This window comes from Clostridium sp. (genome assembly GCF_050717535.1).
Lineage (GTDB): Bacteria > Bacillota > Clostridia > Clostridiales > Clostridiaceae > Clostridium_AD.
The window spans coordinates 1-18,298 of sequence record NZ_JBOITM010000034.1; the positions used below are offsets into that span (position 1 = coordinate 1).

The 18,298-nt window shown below is 31.0% G+C and carries 18 protein-coding genes, 1 pseudogene and 2 riboswitches; of the genes and pseudogenes, 1 reads left to right on the forward strand and 18 read right to left on the reverse strand.

Going from position 1 to position 18,298, the window contains the following annotated elements; all coding sequences use genetic code 11:
• Positions 1-147 precede the first annotated feature (147 nt).
• The 10 genes from ACREVU_RS06280 to ACREVU_RS06325 all read right to left on the reverse strand — a co-directional run bounded on the left by ACREVU_RS06280 (position 148) and on the right by ACREVU_RS06325 (position 9,512).
• Entirely contained in the window at positions 148-681 is a 534-nt protein-coding gene (locus tag ACREVU_RS06280; RefSeq protein ID WP_431550767.1) for a hypothetical protein, read from the reverse strand.
• A gap of 35 nt (positions 682-716) precedes the next feature.
• Entirely contained in the window at positions 717-1,268 is a 552-nt protein-coding gene (locus tag ACREVU_RS06285; RefSeq protein WP_431550768.1) for a hypothetical protein, read from the reverse strand.
• Positions 1,269-1,349: 81 nt separating this feature from the next.
• Positions 1,350-1,829, reverse strand: coding sequence for a hypothetical protein (locus ACREVU_RS06290; protein ID WP_431550769.1), 480 nt, complete (start codon positions 1,827-1,829; stop codon positions 1,350-1,352).
• Positions 1,830-2,720: 891 nt separating this feature from the next.
• On the reverse strand, positions 2,721-2,879 hold the full coding sequence (locus tag ACREVU_RS06295) for a hypothetical protein (protein WP_431550770.1): 159 nt from the start codon (positions 2,877-2,879) through the stop codon (positions 2,721-2,723).
• A 19-nt stretch (positions 2,880-2,898) separates the two neighbouring features.
• Complete coding sequence (locus ACREVU_RS06300) at positions 2,899-3,570, reverse strand: tyrosine-type recombinase/integrase (RefSeq protein ID WP_431550771.1); 672 nt, start codon at positions 3,568-3,570, stop codon at positions 2,899-2,901.
• Between the two features lie 26 nt (positions 3,571-3,596).
• Positions 3,597-3,848 carry a site-specific integrase gene (locus ACREVU_RS06305; protein WP_431550772.1) on the reverse strand — a complete coding sequence of 84 codons (252 nt, stop codon included), beginning with the start codon at positions 3,846-3,848 and terminating at the stop codon, positions 3,597-3,599.
• Positions 3,849-3,971: 123 nt separating this feature from the next.
• Positions 3,972-5,504 carry a glutamine-hydrolyzing GMP synthase gene (gene guaA, locus ACREVU_RS06310; RefSeq protein ID WP_431550773.1) on the reverse strand — a complete coding sequence of 511 codons (1,533 nt, stop codon included), beginning with the start codon at positions 5,502-5,504 and terminating at the stop codon, positions 3,972-3,974.
• 80 nt (positions 5,505-5,584) lie between these two features.
• Positions 5,585-7,039 carry an IMP dehydrogenase gene (gene guaB / locus ACREVU_RS06315; RefSeq protein ID WP_431550774.1) on the reverse strand — a complete coding sequence of 485 codons (1,455 nt, stop codon included), beginning with the start codon at positions 7,037-7,039 and terminating at the stop codon, positions 5,585-5,587.
• Positions 7,040-7,244: 205 nt separating this feature from the next.
• Positions 7,245-7,342: riboswitch (purine riboswitch) on the reverse strand.
• Positions 7,343-7,520: 178 nt separating this feature from the next.
• The gene (gene groL, locus ACREVU_RS06320) at positions 7,521-9,149 is read right to left on the reverse strand and encodes a chaperonin GroEL (protein WP_431550775.1); all 1,629 of its coding nucleotides are present in this window, start codon (positions 9,147-9,149) and stop codon (positions 7,521-7,523) included.
• Between the two features lie 75 nt (positions 9,150-9,224).
• The gene (locus ACREVU_RS06325) at positions 9,225-9,512 is read right to left on the reverse strand and encodes a co-chaperone GroES (protein ID WP_431550776.1); all 288 of its coding nucleotides are present in this window, start codon (positions 9,510-9,512) and stop codon (positions 9,225-9,227) included.
• 332 nt (positions 9,513-9,844) lie between these two features.
• On the opposite strand from ACREVU_RS06325, the gene ACREVU_RS06330 reads away from it, so the two are divergent.
• Positions 9,845-10,498: a TIGR01906 family membrane protein gene (locus ACREVU_RS06330; protein ID WP_431550777.1), complete on the forward strand. Its 654-nt coding sequence runs from the start codon at positions 9,845-9,847 to the stop codon at positions 10,496-10,498.
• A 34-nt stretch (positions 10,499-10,532) separates the two neighbouring features.
• Here ACREVU_RS06330 and ACREVU_RS06335 read toward each other — a convergent pair whose 3' ends face one another.
• From ACREVU_RS06335 to ACREVU_RS06370, 8 genes and pseudogenes are all read right to left on the reverse strand, one after another.
• Positions 10,533-11,246 (reverse strand): TVP38/TMEM64 family protein, encoded by a 714-nt coding sequence (locus ACREVU_RS06335; RefSeq protein WP_431550778.1) that lies wholly within the window; start codon positions 11,244-11,246, stop codon positions 10,533-10,535.
• Between the two features lie 86 nt (positions 11,247-11,332).
• Positions 11,333-12,214 carry a DNA-3-methyladenine glycosylase family protein gene (locus tag ACREVU_RS06340; RefSeq protein WP_431550779.1) on the reverse strand — a complete coding sequence of 294 codons (882 nt, stop codon included), beginning with the start codon at positions 12,212-12,214 and terminating at the stop codon, positions 11,333-11,335.
• Positions 12,204-12,647 carry a C-GCAxxG-C-C family (seleno)protein gene (locus ACREVU_RS06345; protein WP_431550780.1) on the reverse strand — a complete coding sequence of 148 codons (444 nt, stop codon included), beginning with the start codon at positions 12,645-12,647 and terminating at the stop codon, positions 12,204-12,206. Before ACREVU_RS06345 ends, ACREVU_RS06340 begins: the two co-directional genes overlap by 11 nt.
• A gap of 308 nt (positions 12,648-12,955) precedes the next feature.
• Positions 12,956-14,338, reverse strand: coding sequence for an NADPH-dependent glutamate synthase (gltA, locus tag ACREVU_RS06350; protein ID WP_431550781.1), 1,383 nt, complete (start codon positions 14,336-14,338; stop codon positions 12,956-12,958).
• On the reverse strand, positions 14,338-15,210 hold the full coding sequence (locus ACREVU_RS06355; protein ID WP_431550782.1) for a sulfide/dihydroorotate dehydrogenase-like FAD/NAD-binding protein: 873 nt from the start codon (positions 15,208-15,210) through the stop codon (positions 14,338-14,340). Before ACREVU_RS06355 ends, gltA begins: the two co-directional genes overlap by 1 nt.
• A gap of 232 nt (positions 15,211-15,442) precedes the next feature.
• Positions 15,443-15,545: riboswitch (glycine riboswitch) on the reverse strand.
• Positions 15,546-15,730: 185 nt separating this feature from the next.
• On the reverse strand, positions 15,731-16,897 hold the full coding sequence (locus tag ACREVU_RS06360) for an iron-containing alcohol dehydrogenase (protein WP_431550783.1): 1,167 nt from the start codon (positions 16,895-16,897) through the stop codon (positions 15,731-15,733).
• Positions 16,898-17,137: 240 nt separating this feature from the next.
• Positions 17,138-17,986 (reverse strand): 3-hydroxybutyryl-CoA dehydrogenase, encoded by an 849-nt coding sequence (locus ACREVU_RS06365; RefSeq protein ID WP_431550784.1) that lies wholly within the window; start codon positions 17,984-17,986, stop codon positions 17,138-17,140.
• 121 nt (positions 17,987-18,107) lie between these two features.
• Positions 18,108-18,298, reverse strand: a pseudogene (locus tag ACREVU_RS06370) (electron transfer flavoprotein subunit alpha); the annotation flags it as partial.

An 18,298-nucleotide genomic window follows, 5' to 3' on the forward strand; every position in this document is an offset into this window, starting at 1 on the left:
CCGACTTCCTTCAGATTCCGTCTCGCGATGGACACCCTTGTCTTAAGCTATGCACTTGGCACTATTAACCCGTGCTAGGGACTTTCACCCATTAGATTGCGCCCATGCCGGGCGCACAATAAAAAAGACTTGAATTTTAATCAAGTCTTAAATTAATCCGTTTAACATACTATATATTTTAACTGCTGTATTTTTACTCGTAATATCTTTATAACTATCAATAATTTTAAATATAGTCTTAACCGTTTTATTCTTATATTCACATTCTAATATAATAAAATATTCTTCTACTTTATCAGTATTATTAATCCCTAGTCCAACAATTCCAAACAACAACATACTCGAAAGCTTTGGATTATTAGAAATTTGACTTTTATTAACCATTTCCATACCTTTTATTTTACAGTAGGGAATTTCAAATGGTTTATCTTTTGTGTAACCACCTATAAATATTTTATCATCAAATAGTTTAAAAGTGTATTTCCCTGCTTCTAATAAATCTGGATGCCCACCGTAATATTCTACTTTGGCTTCATACATGGCATTTTTACTATTCAAACCATCTGCCATTGCCTTACTATTTGCTAATTCTTCTGGTGTAGTGTTTCTTAATTTTACAGACACACCTATAATTATTATTAAGATTGGTAATACCAAAAATATAAAAATTAATATTCCCATTCCTTGCCCCCTTCTTACCCAACCGTTATTATTATTTAAACATTATATTTTGAAAAATTACTTAATATATAGTCTTTATTAGATTTACAATGTTTACAACTTTCCTGTGAATCATCATTTATGTTGCCACACACACACTTCCATGTGTACCCTAAATCCTCAGCGTAGGTAATTGGGTTTTCTCCAATCTGTTCTTGGATTTTTATTTCATTTATTTTAGGTTCTTTAACTATTTCATTTTTAACTTTATAATCATGGTTTTCTTTTACAGTCTCAGCAACTATTACCTTGTTTATTTCCTTTGGATTCTCCTCAATCTTATTTCTTACCTCTATACTATTATCTAATATATGAGATATGGATTGCATTATTATTAAAACAATTATTCCTGTTACTATAAACGATATTCCTGCCACTACTCCCACTGGATTAATTTCCTTGTCATAAAGTCCTACATCTACTTGTCCAAACTTGACCCAAATATAAAGTGCAACAAAAACACTGCAAACAAGATTAATCCACCCTATTGTTTCTAATTTTTCAACTAAATTACCACCATACATTTCATTCTGCTCGTTTTCAGTCATTACTAATTTCCCCCTATATAAAATTCCTACCCTAATCTATTATTTAGTTTCTTACAATAACCCATGTTAATATATCTATATTTAGCTATATTTTATATACGTTTGAAAAGTACTTGATATATTTTCTAAAACAATTGCGCTTATAATAATATCTCTTATTTGTTCATTATCTTGAAACGTGATAACTAAGCAATTTTCTGTTGTGGTTTTATTATCTTTCATTCCCCAAGCAAGTATTCCAAATACCAACACTTTGCCAAGGCTAATTTCTTGACTTATCTGTTGTTTAGATTGTATTTCTGCTTTTATTAAAGTTTTTCTTGAAATATACCTTTTATGATTATTGATAATAAAAAATATTCCTTCGTCTTTAAATTCAATAATACCATCGTGCCCACCCTCGATATCTGGGAATCCGCCACCCAAATATTTTATATTAAATCTTTCTATTATATTATTTGATATGTTATAGTTATCTTTTGTTTTAGTATCCCATGAAGATACTAAACAAGCTACCATAAATAAAAAACCAATAATTAATACTAATATTATGAGTATCATAAATACACATCCTCTCTGTTTTCTAAAATATATAAAGTTATTTTATCTAATAATATTTTTTCTTTACAATTATAAGATTATCTTACTATATTATCAAGTAATTAACAATATATTAAATATATTGATATTCTCTTTATATTTGCATTCATTCGGATTTTATTTTCGCAACACAACCATAATAAAAAATAACTGCTATGCATTCTTATAATTGACTTTTACAAATTAGCATTATAGGGTGTTTCTAGCTATACTCTATTACATATCCATAGTTTAGTTATTCCTATATTCCTGTTATACGATTATACTATGTATATTGACTATGAAATTTATTAATATATTACTTGACTTTAAGATTTCGAACTACTAATATTTGGGAATGTTAAGCAAGACGTAGTTACCCTAAAAAATCAGGATAACATTAATATTTGTTGATGTTGAAGTTTCCGAAAGCCTATTTGTTATAATACTTTTATATACGCTCTACTCCACGCATACTCATAAACCGCTTGTCCATAATTATATTACACCCTGTCTTACGACCGTAGCGAACCACCCTGTATAATGTTTTAAAAGGTCATACACACCCTTCTCAGGGCGAAGAATACAAATAAGCTTAAATACTACAACTCCCCATAGATTCTCTACGTTGGCTCTATGTAACCTTATGATTTATTTAGAGTTGTTCAAATGTATACAACTAACCTACACCTTAAATTCAGGGTATAGCAAATACACCCCTTGCAGTCCTTATTTTTTTGATTTATAATAAGGTATGAGTTATTGCAAAAGATTTATTATACAATATTTAATTTTCTAAAGGCTTGAAGGTGTGAACTTCGTAGCCTTTTATTTTTTTATAGTTTTTTATTGCTTTTTATAGTTGTGGTTACATTACCAAATCTCGAAAACATTAGTCTTTGTATCAAATTCAATTTGTTTATTAGTAATATTTTTTAGTGTTACGTTAGATCTAACTTCAAATTTTTTTTCACCTGATAATATTATTAAAGTTCTATTTATAATTGAATAATCTACTATTGTTCCAACCATTTTTAGATTCACCTGCCTTTTATTTATTAAATAAGCTTTTTTTATTCTTTAATTTTGGTGCTATAAAATCTATAACATTTACCATATCTATAGTTTTTGCATTGTAGTATCGGTTCAGTTCTTTCATTGTGCTATGACCTGTTATTTTTTGTAATATTAATGGACTAACATTCTGATTTACTGCATTTGTAATAAATGTGTGTCTAAATAAATGCAAGGAACACTTCTCTATACCTCTCTCGTTACAATAATTTTTTATGCATTTTTGCAATGAAGATTGTGCTAATATATCTCCATAAACCGTAGGAAATAAATAATCCTCTGAATTACCATTTCTAATTTCTAAATACTCCAATAATACTTGAGATAACGAATTGCTAATCGGTAAATATCTAGCTTTCTTATTTTTAGTAATATTAACAGTAATAGTTCTATTTATCATATCTACGTTTTTTACTCTTAATTCTCTGAGTTCTGTTGCTCTTAATCCAGTACTTGCAAAAGTCCAAATCATTGACCATGTTCTGATATTTATAAAATCAGTTTTTTTAGGTTTTGACAGTAATTCTGTTAATTCTTCTTGAGTGTAAATTTCTTTGAATGTTTCTTGATATTTCACTTGTGGCATCTCAAAATCTCGAATATATCCTTTTTTAACAGCATATTTAATTGTTGGACTTACATTATGCAAATAACTATTTAATGTTATTCCATTTGTTAAACCCTTTTTTCCTGCATGTATAAAATATAGTCCTCGAAAGTTTTTTGCGTTATAGTACTAATTAAAGTATCTTCTCCGATAAATTCCATAAAATATTTGTTATGATAATAATAACTTTTTAGTGTGTACTTACTTCTACCTTTAATTTTTATAGATAAAATAAATTCTTCAAATACTTCTTTTAAAGTTTTTTTACATTCTTGTCTTTGACTAAATAAGCGTGTACCCTTGACTTCTCCATATCTCACCTTTAACCTACCTCCTAATTTAGTATCAAAAAACGCAAAAAAGTGTTTATAATCTACTCATATTTTTAAGTAAATCATAAACACTAATTTTGTATTCAAACCCTTGATTATAATGAGTTGATTTTATTCCCACTCAATAGTAGAAGGTGGCTTTGATGTTACGTCGTAAACAATTCTGTTTACTCCTTTAACTTCGTTAACTATCCTTCTAGAAACTTTATCTAATACTTCATATGGTATTCTAGCCCAATCTGAAGTCATTCCATCTGAACTAGTTACAGCACGTAAGGCAACTGTATGACAGTAAGTACGTTCATCTCCCATAACCCCAACGGACTTAATGTTAGGAAGACATGCAAAGTATTGCCATATCTCGCTTTCCAGTCCTGCTTTAGCTACTTCATCTCTGAATATTGCATCTGCTTCACTAGTTATAAATAATTTTTCTGGTGTTATTTCTCCAAGTACTCTTATAGCAAGACCTGGTCCTGGGAATGGTTGTCTCCACACTAGGTAATGAGGAATTCCAATTTCTTCTCCCACAGCTCTAACTTCATCTTTAAATAATTTTCGTAGCGGCTCTATTAGTTTAAAGTGCATGTCCTCAGGGAGTCCACCAACATTATGATGACTTTTTATTGTAGCTGAAGTTGCAGTACCGCTTTCAACTACATCGGGATATATTGTGCCTTGCACAAGGAAATCTAATTGTCCAAGTTTATTAGATTCTTCTTCAAAAACTCTTATAAACTCTTCTCCTATTATCTTTCTCTTTTGCTCTGGATCACTTATTCCTTTAAGCTTACCTAAAAATCTTTCCTGGGCATTAACTCTTATTATATTCATTTTAAATTCACCTTTGAATATTGTTTCAACTTGGTCGCCTTCATCTTTTCTAAGTAAACCATGATCTACGAATACGCAAGTCAAATTATCTCCTATAGCTTTATGTACAAGTACTGCAGCTACTGATGAATCCACTCCACCTGATAGAGCACAAAGTACTTTTTTGTCTCCAACCAGTTCACGTATAGCCTTGATTTTCTCTTCTGCAAAAGAAGACATTGACCAATCGCCCTTAACTTCGCATACATCATATAGGAATTTTCTAATCATTTCTTCACCAAAAAGAGTATGTTTTACTTCTGGGTGAAATTGAACTCCATAGAGTTTTTTAGAAACATTAGCCATAGCAGCTACTGGACAATCTTTAGTAGTTGCAATTATATCAAATCCCTCTGGTGCCACAGAAATATGGTCTGTATGGCTCATCCAGCATTGATTTTCTTCTATTCCTTTGAAAATCAATGCATCCTTGTTTAGATCAACTTCTATTTTCCCATATTCACGAACATCAGGTGTTATAACCTTTCCACCAAAAGACTGCGCCATTAATTGAGCACCATAACATATTCCTAAAATAGGAACACCCATTTCGAATATTTCATTTTCCACTTTTGGAGCCCCTTTAGCATAAACACTATTGGGACCTCCAGTGAATATTATTCCTTTTGGATTCATTTTTTTTATTTTTTCCGCTGAAAATGTATAAGGTATTATCTCGCAATAAACATTATTTTCTCTAACTCTTCTTGCGATAAGCTGATTATATTGACCGCCAAAATCAACTACTAAAATTAATTCTCTATTGTTCAATGTTTTTTCCTCCTAAAGATTAAGGTTTTTACTTAGCTATTCTTAGCTATTCTTATCTATTCTAGCTATTCTCATCTATCCTAGCTGTTCACACTATAATTTGGTGCTTCTTTTGTAATTGATACATCATGTGGATGACTTTCTCTGAGTCCTGCTGAACTTTGTACAACAAATGTTGAAGTCTCAAACAGTTGTCCAAGTGTTGCTGAACCTAAATAACCCATTCCTGAACGTATACCACCTATTAGCTGATATATAGTGTCTATAACACTTCCTTTAAAAGGTAATCTTCCTTCTACCCCTTCTGGAACTAACTTTTTGTTTCCTTCTTGAAAATATCTATCCTTACTACCGGAAGCCATAGCACTTAGTGAACCCATACCTCTATATACCTTATAGCTTCTTCCTTTATATATTTCCATTTCACCTGGTGCTTCCTCACATCCTGCAAACATAGAGCCCATCATTACTACTTTAGCTCCTGCGGCCAGTGCCTTAACTATGTCTCCTGAGTACTTTATGCCACCATCTGCGATTACAGGTATTCCGTATTTATTCGCCATTTCCACACAGTCCATTACTGCTGTAAGCTGTGGAACTCCTACTCCTGCTACAATCCTTGTAGTACAAATTGATCCAGGACCTATTCCTACCTTTACACAATCTGCCCCTGCTTCAATTAAATCTTTAGTTGCCTCAGCTGTTGCAATATTTCCTGCAATTATTTGAAGTTCTGGGTAAACCGATTTAATTTTTCGGACTGCGTCCAACACTCCAAAAGAGTGTCCATGAGCTGTATCTATAGTTATTACATCTACTCCAGCATTTACAAGTGCTGCTACTCGCTCCATAACATCCGCAGTTACACCAACAGTTGCACCACACAACAATCTTCCTCTAGAGTCTTTTGCAGCATCAGGAAATTTTATGGTTTTTTCTATATCTTTTATAGTGATAAGTCCTCTTAAATAATTTTCACTATCTACTAAAGGTAACTTTTCTATTTTATGCTTTTTAAGAAGTTCCTTAGCTTCCTGCATGCTTGTTCCTTCTGGTGCTGTAATTAAGTTTTTACTTGTCATTATATCTTTAATCTTTTTACTATAATCAGTTTCAAAAACTATATCCCTATTAGTAATTATTCCAACTAATTTACCATGTGTAGTAATTGGAACTCCTGATATTCTATATTTACTCATTAGTGCTAAAGCATCTTCTAGAATATTATCAGGTGACAGAAAAAACGGATCTGTAATTACACCATTTTCTTGTCTTTTAACTCTGTCCACTTCAATAGCTTGGTTCTCAATGCTCATGTTCTTATGTATAATACCTATTCCACCTTCTCTAGCCATAGCAATCGCCATTCTAGACTCAGTAACAGTATCCATAGCTGCACTCATTAGGGGTATGTTAAGTTTTATTGTTTTTGTAAGATTAGTAACTAAACTAACATCCCTAGGTAATACTTCTGACTTATTTGGAACTAACAATACATCATCAAATGTATAAGCTTGCTTTATTATCTTTGCCATTTCATCAACGCCCTTTCATAATTCAATTTAGATAAATAAAATAAATAGACTAACATGCTGACATGTTGCTTATTTGAGTGTTCCTTATTTCTTTATAATTAGCATAAAAATATTTATATATACTTACGTTTAGAAAAACTGAGAAAATATAAAAGGGCATACTAATCCTACTTTGGCTAAAGTAAAATTAGCATGCCTAAAATAAGTTCACACTAAGATTACTCATAGTGGTCAATTTGTGGCTGACCGTAGATACTCCTTGCCATATTCAAGGGATATATGAGTTGCAATATTGTTTTTTAAAGTTAGTATAATGATAGTTAATGTTTAAAGATTTGTCAATGAATAATTCTTACTAATTCACCAAAATATTAAAGTCATAATTCTATAAATCAGTAAGATAAAAAAAATAACTAGGACTAATCCCTAGTTATTTTTTTAAATTAAATATTCTTATTTACATACTAATATTCAATTCTTTTTAGTACATTCCGTCCATTCCACCCATTCCTGGTGCACCCATTGGTGCTGAATTCTTTTCTGGAATATCTGCTACTGCAACTTCTGTGGTTAAGAATGTTGCTGCAACTGATGCTGCATTTTGAAGTGCTGATCTTACAACTTTTGTTGGATCAACAATTCCTGCTTTTATCATATTTACCATTTCTCCACGTAGAGCATCGTATCCAACTTCTCCAGCAGATTCTCTTACTTTTTCTATTATAACCGAAGCTTCTGCTCCAGCATTTGTAGCTATTTGTCTTAATGGTTCTTCTAGTGCTCTTTTAATTATGTTAATACCAACTTGAACATCTGGTGTATCTGATGTTAATTTTGCAATTTCTACAATAGCATTAATATAAACTGTTCCACCACCGGGAAGAATTCCCTCTTCAACTGCTGCTTTTGTAGCTGCAAGAGCATCTTCTATTCTCATTTTCTTTTCTTTTAATTCAGTTTCAGTAGCAGCTCCAACTTTTATTACAGCTACTCCTCCTGCAAGTTTTGCAAGTCTTTCTTGTAATTTTTCTCTATCAAAATCTGAAGTAGTATCTTCAATTTGTTTTTTAATTTGAGAAACTCTGTCATGTATTGCATTTTTTTCGCCTTTTCCGTTTACTATTGTAGTGTTTTCTTTAGTTATTTTAACACTTTCAGCTTTTCCAAGCATTTCAACAGTAACATCTTTAAGCTCTTTTCCTAATTCTTCACATATAACTTCTCCACCAGTTAAGGTTGCTATATCCTGAAGCATTTCTTTTCTTCTATCACCAAAACCTGGAGCTTTAACAGCTACGCAAGTAAATGTTCCTCTTAATTTATTAACAACTAATGTACTTAGTGCTTCGCCTTCAATATCTTCAGCAATTATTAATAATTTTTTACCTTGTTGAACGATTTGCTCAAGTATTGGAAGTATATCTTGTATGTTAGTAATTTTCTTGTCTGTTATTAAAATATATGGTTCATCGAGATTTGCTTCCATTTTTTCTGCATCAGTAACCATATATGCACTTAAATATCCTCTATCAAACTGCATTCCTTCAACAACATCTAGTTCAGTTCCCATAGATTTTGATTCTTCTACAGTTATAACACCTTCATTACCTACTTTTTCCATTGCATCAGCTATCAGTGTTCCAATAACTTCATCACTAGCTGAAATAGCAGCAATTCTAGCTATATCTTCCTTACCACTAACTGGTTTAGAAGCTTTTTTAATTTCCTCAACTGCTTTATCTACAGCCATTTTTATACCAGTTCTTATTAGCATTGGATTAGCTCCAGCTGTAACATTTTTAAGTCCTTCTCTTATTATAGCTTGAGCAAGAAGTGTAGCTGTAGTTGTTCCATCTCCCGCTACATCATTTGTCTTTGTAGCAACTTCTTTAACAAGTTGTGCCCCCATATTTTCATATGGATCTTCAAGTTCTATTTCTCTAGCTATAGTAACACCATCGTTTGTTATAAGTGGTGATCCAAATTTTTTATCTAAAATAACATTTCTTCCCTTGGGTCCGAGTGTAATTTTAACTGTATCTGCAAGCTTATCTACACCTCTTTGCATAGCTCTTCTTGCTTCTTCTCCAAATAATATGTTTTTAGCCATTTAAAACCCTCCTATACGCCAATAATTAAATATAACTTGGTAGTTATACTTAATTGTTTTTACGTTTATTTAAAATTATTTTTCAATTATAGCTAATAGTTCTTCTTGTTTTAATATGATATACTCAACACCATCATATTTTATTTCACTTCCTGAATACTTAGAGAATAATATTATATCCCCTACTTTGACTTCCATCTTAATTAATTTTCCATCTTCAACTTTTCCTGGTCCTACTGCAATTACCTCAGCCTCTTGTGGTTTTTCTTTTGAAGCTCCTGCAATAAGTATTCCACTCTTTGTAGTTTCTTCTGCTTCTAACCTTTTAATTAATACTCTATCACTAAGTGGTCTAATGTTCATTTTAAACCCCTCCTTTTATATTTTTTTCCTGTTGTTAGCACTCAACACATCTGAGTGCTAATATGTTCTATAACTTATATACTAATTAATAATGGGTATAATATCAAATTCGCCTACCCTATATATTGTACCATTTATAGTCAATATAGCAATTTAGCTTTCATTTTCGCTGAATCCTATAGTTTATCTTGTGTTTACTTTGTTTTTCACTTATTTGTAATTTTTTACATTTTTTATACTCTTTAATATGTTTTTTATTCCTTATAAAATGTAATTTAAATCATTGAATATAGATTAAATTTTTGTTAAAATTACTAAACAGAGGTGATTTTGTGAATATCAGATCTTTTTTTAAATTCTTATTAAAAACGTTTTTTATTTTATGTTTTACTTTTTCTTTTATTTCATTAATAGTAAATTTCACTTTAATTTTTAAGCCACTTTATTATATGGATATTGAAGTTTTAAATATCCAGCAATCCTCCAATTTAAGCAAATACGAATTAAAGGCAAATTATAACTATCTTATTACATATTTAACCCAAAATAAACAAGAAGAATTCAATCTTCCAACTTTAGCTTCATCTAATAATGGTAAAACTCATTTTAAAGAAGTTAAAGTAATATTTGATAAACTTAGAGTAATGCTATTTTTCTCAATACTGGTAAGTATTATAGGTATTCTGGTGAACAAGAGGCAAAAAAAAATAAAATACTTATTAACTAGTTCTGTAGTGCTAATAACCTTACCAATAATGCTACTTATACCTTTTGTCATCAATTTTGATAAAAGCTTTACTACCTTTCATCATATCTTCTTCAACAATGATTACTGGCTTTTTGATATTAATACCGACCCAATAATAACAATCCTTCCACAGGATTTTTTCTTTCATTGTGCATTACTAATAATATTCGGCATTAGTATAATGAGTATTATATTAAGGTATATATATAAGTCACAATATAAAAAACTAAACCACTAAAATATTTAACTATGGAAAAAACTTTATTGAATTTTCAATAAGTTTTTTTCTTTTTCATGGTAGCTTTGATTATAGTATTCCCTTTATAGATCCCTAGTACTGATAAAATGGTCATGATTATACCTATTGTGACTAAACTTGTAACATCCCATGAAAATATTTTTTGTCCAAAAAAAGAAGAAATAAAAATCCCTGGAATTCTACCCAAAGTTGAATATACAAAAAAATCCTTAAAAGAAATATCCGATACTCCACAAATATATGTTATAGCATCCTTGGGTATTCCTGGGATCAAAAAAAACATGAATACTACATTTTTTTTGCTTCCTGCCTTTAATATTTTTTTAAAAAATTTCACTTTTTTATTTAATATGATTTTTTCTACAAAAGGCTTTCCATAGTTATTAGCAATTAAATATACTATTATACTTCCTAAAGTAATTCCCATCAAAGATATTATTCCGCCTAAAAAAGTACCAAAAATATATCCCCCAGCTACTTGTATAAATTCCCCTGGAATGAAAAAAACAACTACCTGTATAATCTGCATAAGAATAAAAACTAAAACACTGAAATTTCCATAAGAACGAATAATTTCTTTTAATGCATTGGGATTTTTCAATATATATGAATACTTGAAATAATATTCATATCCTATATATATGAAAAATACTAAAACTGCTGATAATACCATATATTGTTTGTTTTCTAATAATTTTATTTTAATAGCTTTCCATCTTTTATCCATAATTTTTTTCCTCTTCATTTAGATATCATTCAACATTTATCCATAAATTTATATACTCTATGTTATTTTGCTTAGTTTTCATTAATTTATTCTATTTTTATATTATTTTCCCTGGCATAATAAAACAAATATTGTTGCGCAAACCCAGCAGTGTTTTCAAATTTATCTCTAGCAAAAGTCCTTATTTTAGGCAGTGACACATCTGGTGCTAAATAGAAAAATTGCATTGCTCTTTTAACCCATACATCCACTGGGAAGGCAGAATATTTTTGCATAGAAAATAACATAATACAATCGGAAACTTTTGGACCAATTCCATTAAGTTTTTTTAATTCTTCATGACATATATCATCTTCCTCGGATTTAATAGATTCCAAATTCACTTCACCAGTATATACCCTATGTACCGTGTCTTTTACATATTTAGACCTAAATCCTAGACCACAGCTCTGAATATCCTCTAAAGAAGCTCCTTCTAAATCAGAAACCGTTGGAAATGTATAGTAGGTCTCACCTTTATATTCTATTTCTTTTCCCCATTTTTTACTCAAATTGTTTATGGCTCTTTTTATCATGGGAATCCTATTATTTGAAGAAATTATAAATGACATAGTAAGCTCAAAAGGCTCCTGTTGAAGCAGCCTAATGCCATAACCAAAATCCACAGATTTTTTAAGAAGAGGGTCCTTCATAAACTCTTCTTTAATGGCAGAATAATCTCTTCTAAGGTCAAAATAATCACACCAAAGCAGATTAAATTCTTCCTCATTTATATTAAATATCTTCACTTCTTTATCATCTTTTTCTACTTCTATTACCTTACCATATGCAACACCGATATAATTTCCATTAGATTCTTTGTTCCATCTAAAACATTGACCACATTCAAATATATGGTCTAATTCAAAGTTCTCTACACCCTTTATAATGATACCCTCATCGAATGATTCAATACTTTTATAATCCATAATTTTTCCTTTCGTTAGTCCAATTATTAACTTTTAATTCTCTTATCACAATTTCATCTAATATTTGCGCAGCAGTTTCAATCATAACCCTACATCCAATATCTGGTTTTTTATATTTTTCTTTAAGCTTCGCACAATTATTTGTACCTAACTTTGCTTCAAATTTTTGAAAAAATTCTTGACATAGCTTTTTAACTCTGTCACCTTCATGTGCTTTTTCTTTAGTGAATAATATACCTATAACTGAAAGGGAACCAGTTATTGCACCACATACACTCTCAATACCCATTCCTCCACTAAAAGATGCCATAGCTTTAAACGTTTCACTTTTTAAATTCATATTATATTCCTCATTAGAAGCATAAATCATTACTTCAGAACAACTTAAATCATATTTCGCAGTATAATATTTATTTATTTTATCCATTAACATTTATATCTCCCCCACTGTTTATCTTTATTATATCAAATTATTAGGCCTTAGATGTGAACTTTTTATATTTTTTGATTTTTCAAAGGAATCATTAATTACTTTTGATATTTTTATGGTCTAAATGTCAATTAGTTATTAACTATCCCCACTGTTTTGTCGCCGTTTTGTCACTCTTTAAATATAAATAGCTCCTTAAACTTTTATTTAAGGAGCTGTTTATATTTTACATTTTTTATTCTCATAGTCTTAAAATTTATAATTTTAAGTGTAAAACCGCTATCTCTTTAGGGTAGTTGGCAGTTGACTATCTATTTTGTTAACATTTCATTTATAGCATACGCTGCTTTCTTTCCCGCTTCCATAGCCAATATAACAGTAGCAGCTCCTGAAACAGCATCTCCACCAGCATATACATTTTCTTTAGAAGTTAAGCCAGTTTCATCTTCAGCAACTATACACTTCCATTTATTAATTTCTAATCCCTCTGTGGTTGAAGCAATTAATGGATTTGGTGATGTTCCAAGTGACATTATAACTGTATCTAAATCCATTGTAAATTCTGAACCTTTAATAGCTATCGGTCTTCTTCTACCTGAAGCATCAGGTGCGCCTAGTTCCATCCTTATACACTTCATGCCAATAACATTTCCTTTTTCGTCCCCCAAAATTTCAACTGGATTCACAAGTAAATCCATTATAACTCCTTCTTCTTTTGCATGATGCACTTCTTCAGCTCTTGCAGGAAGCTCTGATTCTGATCTTCTGTATACTATGTGGCCTTCTGCTCCTAGTCTTACTGCTGTACGTACAGAGTCCATAGCAACGTTACCTCCACCTACAACAGCAACCTTATTTCCTGTTCTAATAGGGGTGTGATAGCCATCTTTATATGCTTTCATTAAATTATTTCTAGTTAAATATTCATTAGCAGAGAACACTCCATTTAAATTTTCTCCTGGTATTCCCATAAACATTGGAAGTCCTGCACCGGATCCAATAAATACAGCAACAAAATCTTCTTCTTCCATTAACTGATTTATTGTTACAGTTCTTCCCACGATAACATTTGTTTCTATTTTAACTCCTAATTTCTTTACATTTTCAACTTCATGTTTAACAACTGTATCCTTTGGTAATCTGAATTCTGGAATTCCATATACCAAAACTCCACCAGCTTCATGAAGTGCTTCGAAAATAGTTACATCATATCCTTCTTTAGCTAGTTCTCCTGCGCAAGTAAGTCCAGCTGGGCCACTTCCTATAACAGCAATCTTCTTCCCATTTTTAGGTTTTGTCTCTGAGATATCAACATTATGTACTCTTGAATAATCGCCTACAAATCTTTCAAGTTTACCAATAGCTATGGCATCTCCCTTTATTCCTAATATACATTTACTTTCACATTGAGTTTCTTGTGGACAGACTCTTCCACAAACAGCTGGCAGCGCACTATATTTTGCTATTACTTTAACTGCCTCTTCAAATTCTCTATTTTTAACATGTTGAATAAACCCAGGAATATCTATTGCTACAGGACATTTAGGAACACACTGTGGATTTTTACAGTTTAAGCATCTTGTAGCTTCTTGAACTGCCTCATCCTCTGTGTAACCTAAACATACCTCTTCAAAATTAGTTGCTCTTACTTTTGGATCTTGCTCTGTTATTGGTATTCTCTTCATTCTATCCATTATTTAGTACCTCCTAATAAACCACATCCTGGTTTAACACCTTCATCTTTTGTACTTTCTTGTGATTTGTACATCGTTTGTCTTCTCATTGCTTCTTCGAAATTAACCTTATGACCATCAAATTCTGGACCATCTACGCAAGCAAACTTAGTTTCACCATCTACTGTAAGTCTGCAAGCTCCACACATTCCTGTACCATCTACCATAATAGGATTCATACTTACAATAGTTGTTATTCCAAGCTCTTCAGTTAATTTACAAACAAATTTCATCATAATCATTGGTCCAATGGCAATAACTAGATCATACTTCTTTCCTTCATTTTGAACTAATTCTTTTAATTTATTTGTAACAAGTCCCTTATATCCATAAGATCCATCATCAGTGCATGGATAAACTGTTCCTGCTACACTCTTCATCTCTTCTTCCATAATCACATATTCTTTAGCCTTTGCACCTATTATTACATCAGCCTTTACACCTTGCTGACTTAGCCATTTAACTTGAGGATAAACTGGAGCTGTTCCAAGTCCACCTGCTATAAACATTATTTTCTTTTTCTTTAAATCTTCAATGCTTTCGCTCATAAGTTCTGATGCTTGTCCAAGTGGTCCTACGAAGTCTAAAAATGAATCTCCAGCTTCATAGTTTTCCATTTCTTTTGTCGAGCAACCTATTGTTTGAACTACTATAGTAACCGTACCTCTCTCTGCATCATAATCAGAGATTGTTAAAGGTATCCTTTCACCTTTTTCATCCATTTTTACAATTATAAATTGACCTGGTTTTGCTGATTTAGCTACTCTTGGTGCCTCAATATCCATTAAAAATATTTGAGGTGCTAATGCTCTTTTCGCAATAATTTTATACATTTTTCTTCCTCCATGTTCATCTGTGATTTTGTCCGTTTATTTTAAGTACATTAAAAACAACTATTATAATATATATAATGCTCATTATAACTTCATTTTACTACAAAGAGTTAAAATCTATGATTTACCATCAATTTTTATAACATCTTTATTAGTATAACGATTGCATGACCTCTTTGCTAGATACCTAAATTAAATAGACAGGTAGTAAAGAGCATAGAAATACTAATGCTATTCACTACCTGTCCTTTTATCTGAAAGTTTCCTCAAATCTAACAAACTTTGAGTTTCTTCTTCGATGCCCATATTACATGAATCTCTCCAGGAACATGTCCAATTATTGTATTCAACCTGAAAGCTTCTGAGTATTTCCTAGCAAAATTTACTCATTTCTTCTTCGGTTACCCCAAAATGCACGGGATATCTCCAATAATTTTCATCCATTTATATTAAAATACACTTATATTTTAAATCTTTTTACAAGTATAGTCAATATAAACTAACATAACTCTTTTTTTATTTAAAAGTTAACTTTTTCACCGTTAAATGAGCATGTTAATATTTTTTTCATCTCATCTAAATTTATTGCTCTTGGGTTAGATCCTGTACATGCATCTTTTAAAGCATTTTCAGCTATAAAATCTAAATTAGCATCAAACTCTTCTTTAGTCATGCCATTCTCAGAAAAAGATACTGGTATATTTAAAGTCTTATTTAAGTCTTTAATCATATCAGTTAATGAATTTATTAATTCATCCTCTGTATTACCAGCTAGTTTTAATGTTCTAGCAATTGTTGCATATCTATCTCCACAAGATTTTTTATTAAAATCTATAACATGTGGAAGAAGTATTGCATTTGCAAGTCCATGAGCAACGTGGAATACACCACCTATTTTATGCGCCATACTATGAGATATTCCTAATAATGCATTTGAAAATGCCATTCCAGCAAGGCATTGAGCCATATGCATCTCATTTCTTGCCTCAACATCTCCATTAAATGATTTTACTAAATTCTCTTTAATCATAGTAATAGCTTGCATTGCAAGGGGATCTGAGAAATATGAATGAAGTCCCGCAACATAAGCCTCAAGTGCATGAGTTAATGCATCCATGCCTGTATGTGCTACTAATTTTGGTGGCATTGTTTGAGCAAGTGATGGATCAATTATAGCTATATCTGGTGTTAAGTTAAAATCTGCTAGTGGGTATTTTATTTTTGCTTTATAGTCAGTAATTACTGAAAATGCTGTAACCTCTGTTGCCGTTCCACTAGTTGATGGTATAGCTATAAATTTAGCCTTTTGTCTTAAATCTGGAATACCAAAAGGTATAACTGCCTTCTCAAAAGTAAATTCTGGATATTCATAGAAAATCCACATAGCCTTTGCAGCGTCAATTGGAGAACCACCACCGATAGATACAATCCAGTCTGGCTTAAATTCTCTCATTACTTTTGCACCCTTCATAACTGTTTCTACTGATGGATCTGGTTCTACCCCAGTAATATGTTTAACTTCAATTCCTGCTTCTTTTAAATAAGCTTCAACCTTATCTAAAAATCCAAATTTTTTCATAGAACTTCCACCAGTAACTATTACTGCTTTTTTACCTTTTATGGTTTTTAACACCTCTAGTGAGTTTTCTCCAAAATAAATATCTCTTGGTAATGTAAATCTATTCATTATATTTTCCCCTCTCATATTAAACTAGTAGTATCTGTTTCTACATTTATATGCTTAACAAAATTTATAGTATTTTAGTTGTCTTCTCGTTATATTGTTAATGATATAACGTTAACAATCAAAACTAAATTCATACTATACTTCAATCACTTATATTATTATTTATAAATAAAGTTTAGAGAGTATTACAACTCTCAATAAGTTATAATACTCTCTAACTTTATTATACAAAATAACATCTTATCTTGTATAAACAAAGAATCCTTTTTTAGTTTTTCTTCCTAATAATCCACCTCTAACATATTTTCTTAAAAGGCTATGAGCTCTGTATTTAGAGTCTCCAGTTTCTGTATATAAAACATCCATTATAGCAAGACATACGTCTAGTCCTATAAGGTCGCCTAATGCTAGTGGTCCCATTGGATGATTAGCTCCAAGCATCATTGCTTTATCTATATCTTCTGCAGATGCAATACCTTCAGCAAGTATTCCTACTGCTTCATTTACCATTGGTATTAATATTCTATTTACAACAAATCCTGGTGCTTCTGCAACTTCTACAGGATCTTTTCCAATAGATATTGCTACTTCTTTAACCGCATCAAAAGTTTCAGTAGATGTAGCCATTCCTTTAATGATTTCTACAAGTTTCATCATTGGAGCTGGATTAAAGAAATGCATTCCTATAACTTTATCAGGTCTATTTGTAGCTGCTGCTACTTCTGTTATAGAAAGTGAAGATGTATTTGATGATAAAATAGTTTCTGGTTTACAAATTGTATCGAGTTCTGCAAAAATTTCTTTCTTTATTTTCATAATTTCTACAGCTGCTTCCACTACTAAATCACAGTCTGCTGCGAGTTTCATATCAGTAGTTCCCGTAACTCTTGAAAGTATTTCTTCCATTTGTGCTTCTGTCATTTTTTCTTTTTTTACTGATCTTTCTAAATTTTTCTTAATTGTAGCAAGTCCTCTATCCACAAATTCATCTTTAATATCTCTCATTATTACTTCGTATCCCTTAGCTGCAAATGTTTGAACAATTCCAGCTCCCATAGTTCCAGCTCCAAGTACAAAAATCTTTTCCATAATAACACACTCCTCGAATTTTATTTTATTTGAAAATAAATTAATTACTTTTTTTAAAACTTACTCTAATACTAAATTTTAGCATAAGAGCAAGTTCACTTTATTTTAAACTATTTAAGAATTATTTATCCTCATTTAATGCATTTATTTGAGCTACCATTTCTGGTATAACCTTCATTAAATCGCCAGCTATTGCTATATCTGCAACTTTCATGATAGGTGCTGTTGCATCTTTGTTTATAGCTATTATAAAATCAGAATCTTGCATTCCAGCTAAATGCTGAATTGCTCCTGAAATACCGCAAGCTATGT

Coding starts and splice junctions, on each gene's coding strand:
- ACREVU_RS06280 (WP_431550767.1), bottom strand. CDS start 681: ATGGGAATATTAATTTTTATATTTTTGGTATTACCAATCTTAATAATA.
- ACREVU_RS06285 (WP_431550768.1), bottom strand. CDS start 1,268: ATGACTGAAAACGAGCAGAATGAAATGTATGGTGGTAATTTAGTTGAA.
- ACREVU_RS06290 (WP_431550769.1), bottom strand. CDS start 1,829: ATGATACTCATAATATTAGTATTAATTATTGGTTTTTTATTTATGGTA.
- ACREVU_RS06295 (WP_431550770.1), bottom strand. CDS start 2,879: ATGGTTGGAACAATAGTAGATTATTCAATTATAAATAGAACTTTAATA.
- guaB (WP_431550774.1), bottom strand. CDS start 7,039: ATGGCAAAGATAATAAAGCAAGCTTATACATTTGATGATGTATTGTTA.
- groL (WP_431550775.1), bottom strand. CDS start 9,149: ATGGCTAAAAACATATTATTTGGAGAAGAAGCAAGAAGAGCTATGCAA.
- ACREVU_RS06325 (WP_431550776.1), bottom strand. CDS start 9,512: ATGAACATTAGACCACTTAGTGATAGAGTATTAATTAAAAGGTTAGAA.
- ACREVU_RS06335 (WP_431550778.1), bottom strand. CDS start 11,246: ATGGATAAAAGATGGAAAGCTATTAAAATAAAATTATTAGAAAACAAA.
- ACREVU_RS06340 (WP_431550779.1), bottom strand. CDS start 12,214: ATGGATTATAAAAGTATTGAATCATTCGATGAGGGTATCATTATAAAG.
- ACREVU_RS06345 (WP_431550780.1), bottom strand. CDS start 12,647: ATGTTAATGGATAAAATAAATAAATATTATACTGCGAAATATGATTTA.
- gltA (WP_431550781.1), bottom strand. CDS start 14,338: ATGGATAGAATGAAGAGAATACCAATAACAGAGCAAGATCCAAAAGTA.
- ACREVU_RS06355 (WP_431550782.1), bottom strand. CDS start 15,210: ATGTATAAAATTATTGCGAAAAGAGCATTAGCACCTCAAATATTTTTA.
- ACREVU_RS06360 (WP_431550783.1), bottom strand. CDS start 16,897: ATGAATAGATTTACATTACCAAGAGATATTTATTTTGGAGAAAACTCA.
- ACREVU_RS06365 (WP_431550784.1), bottom strand. CDS start 17,986: ATGGAAAAGATTTTTGTACTTGGAGCTGGAACTATGGGAGCTGGAATT.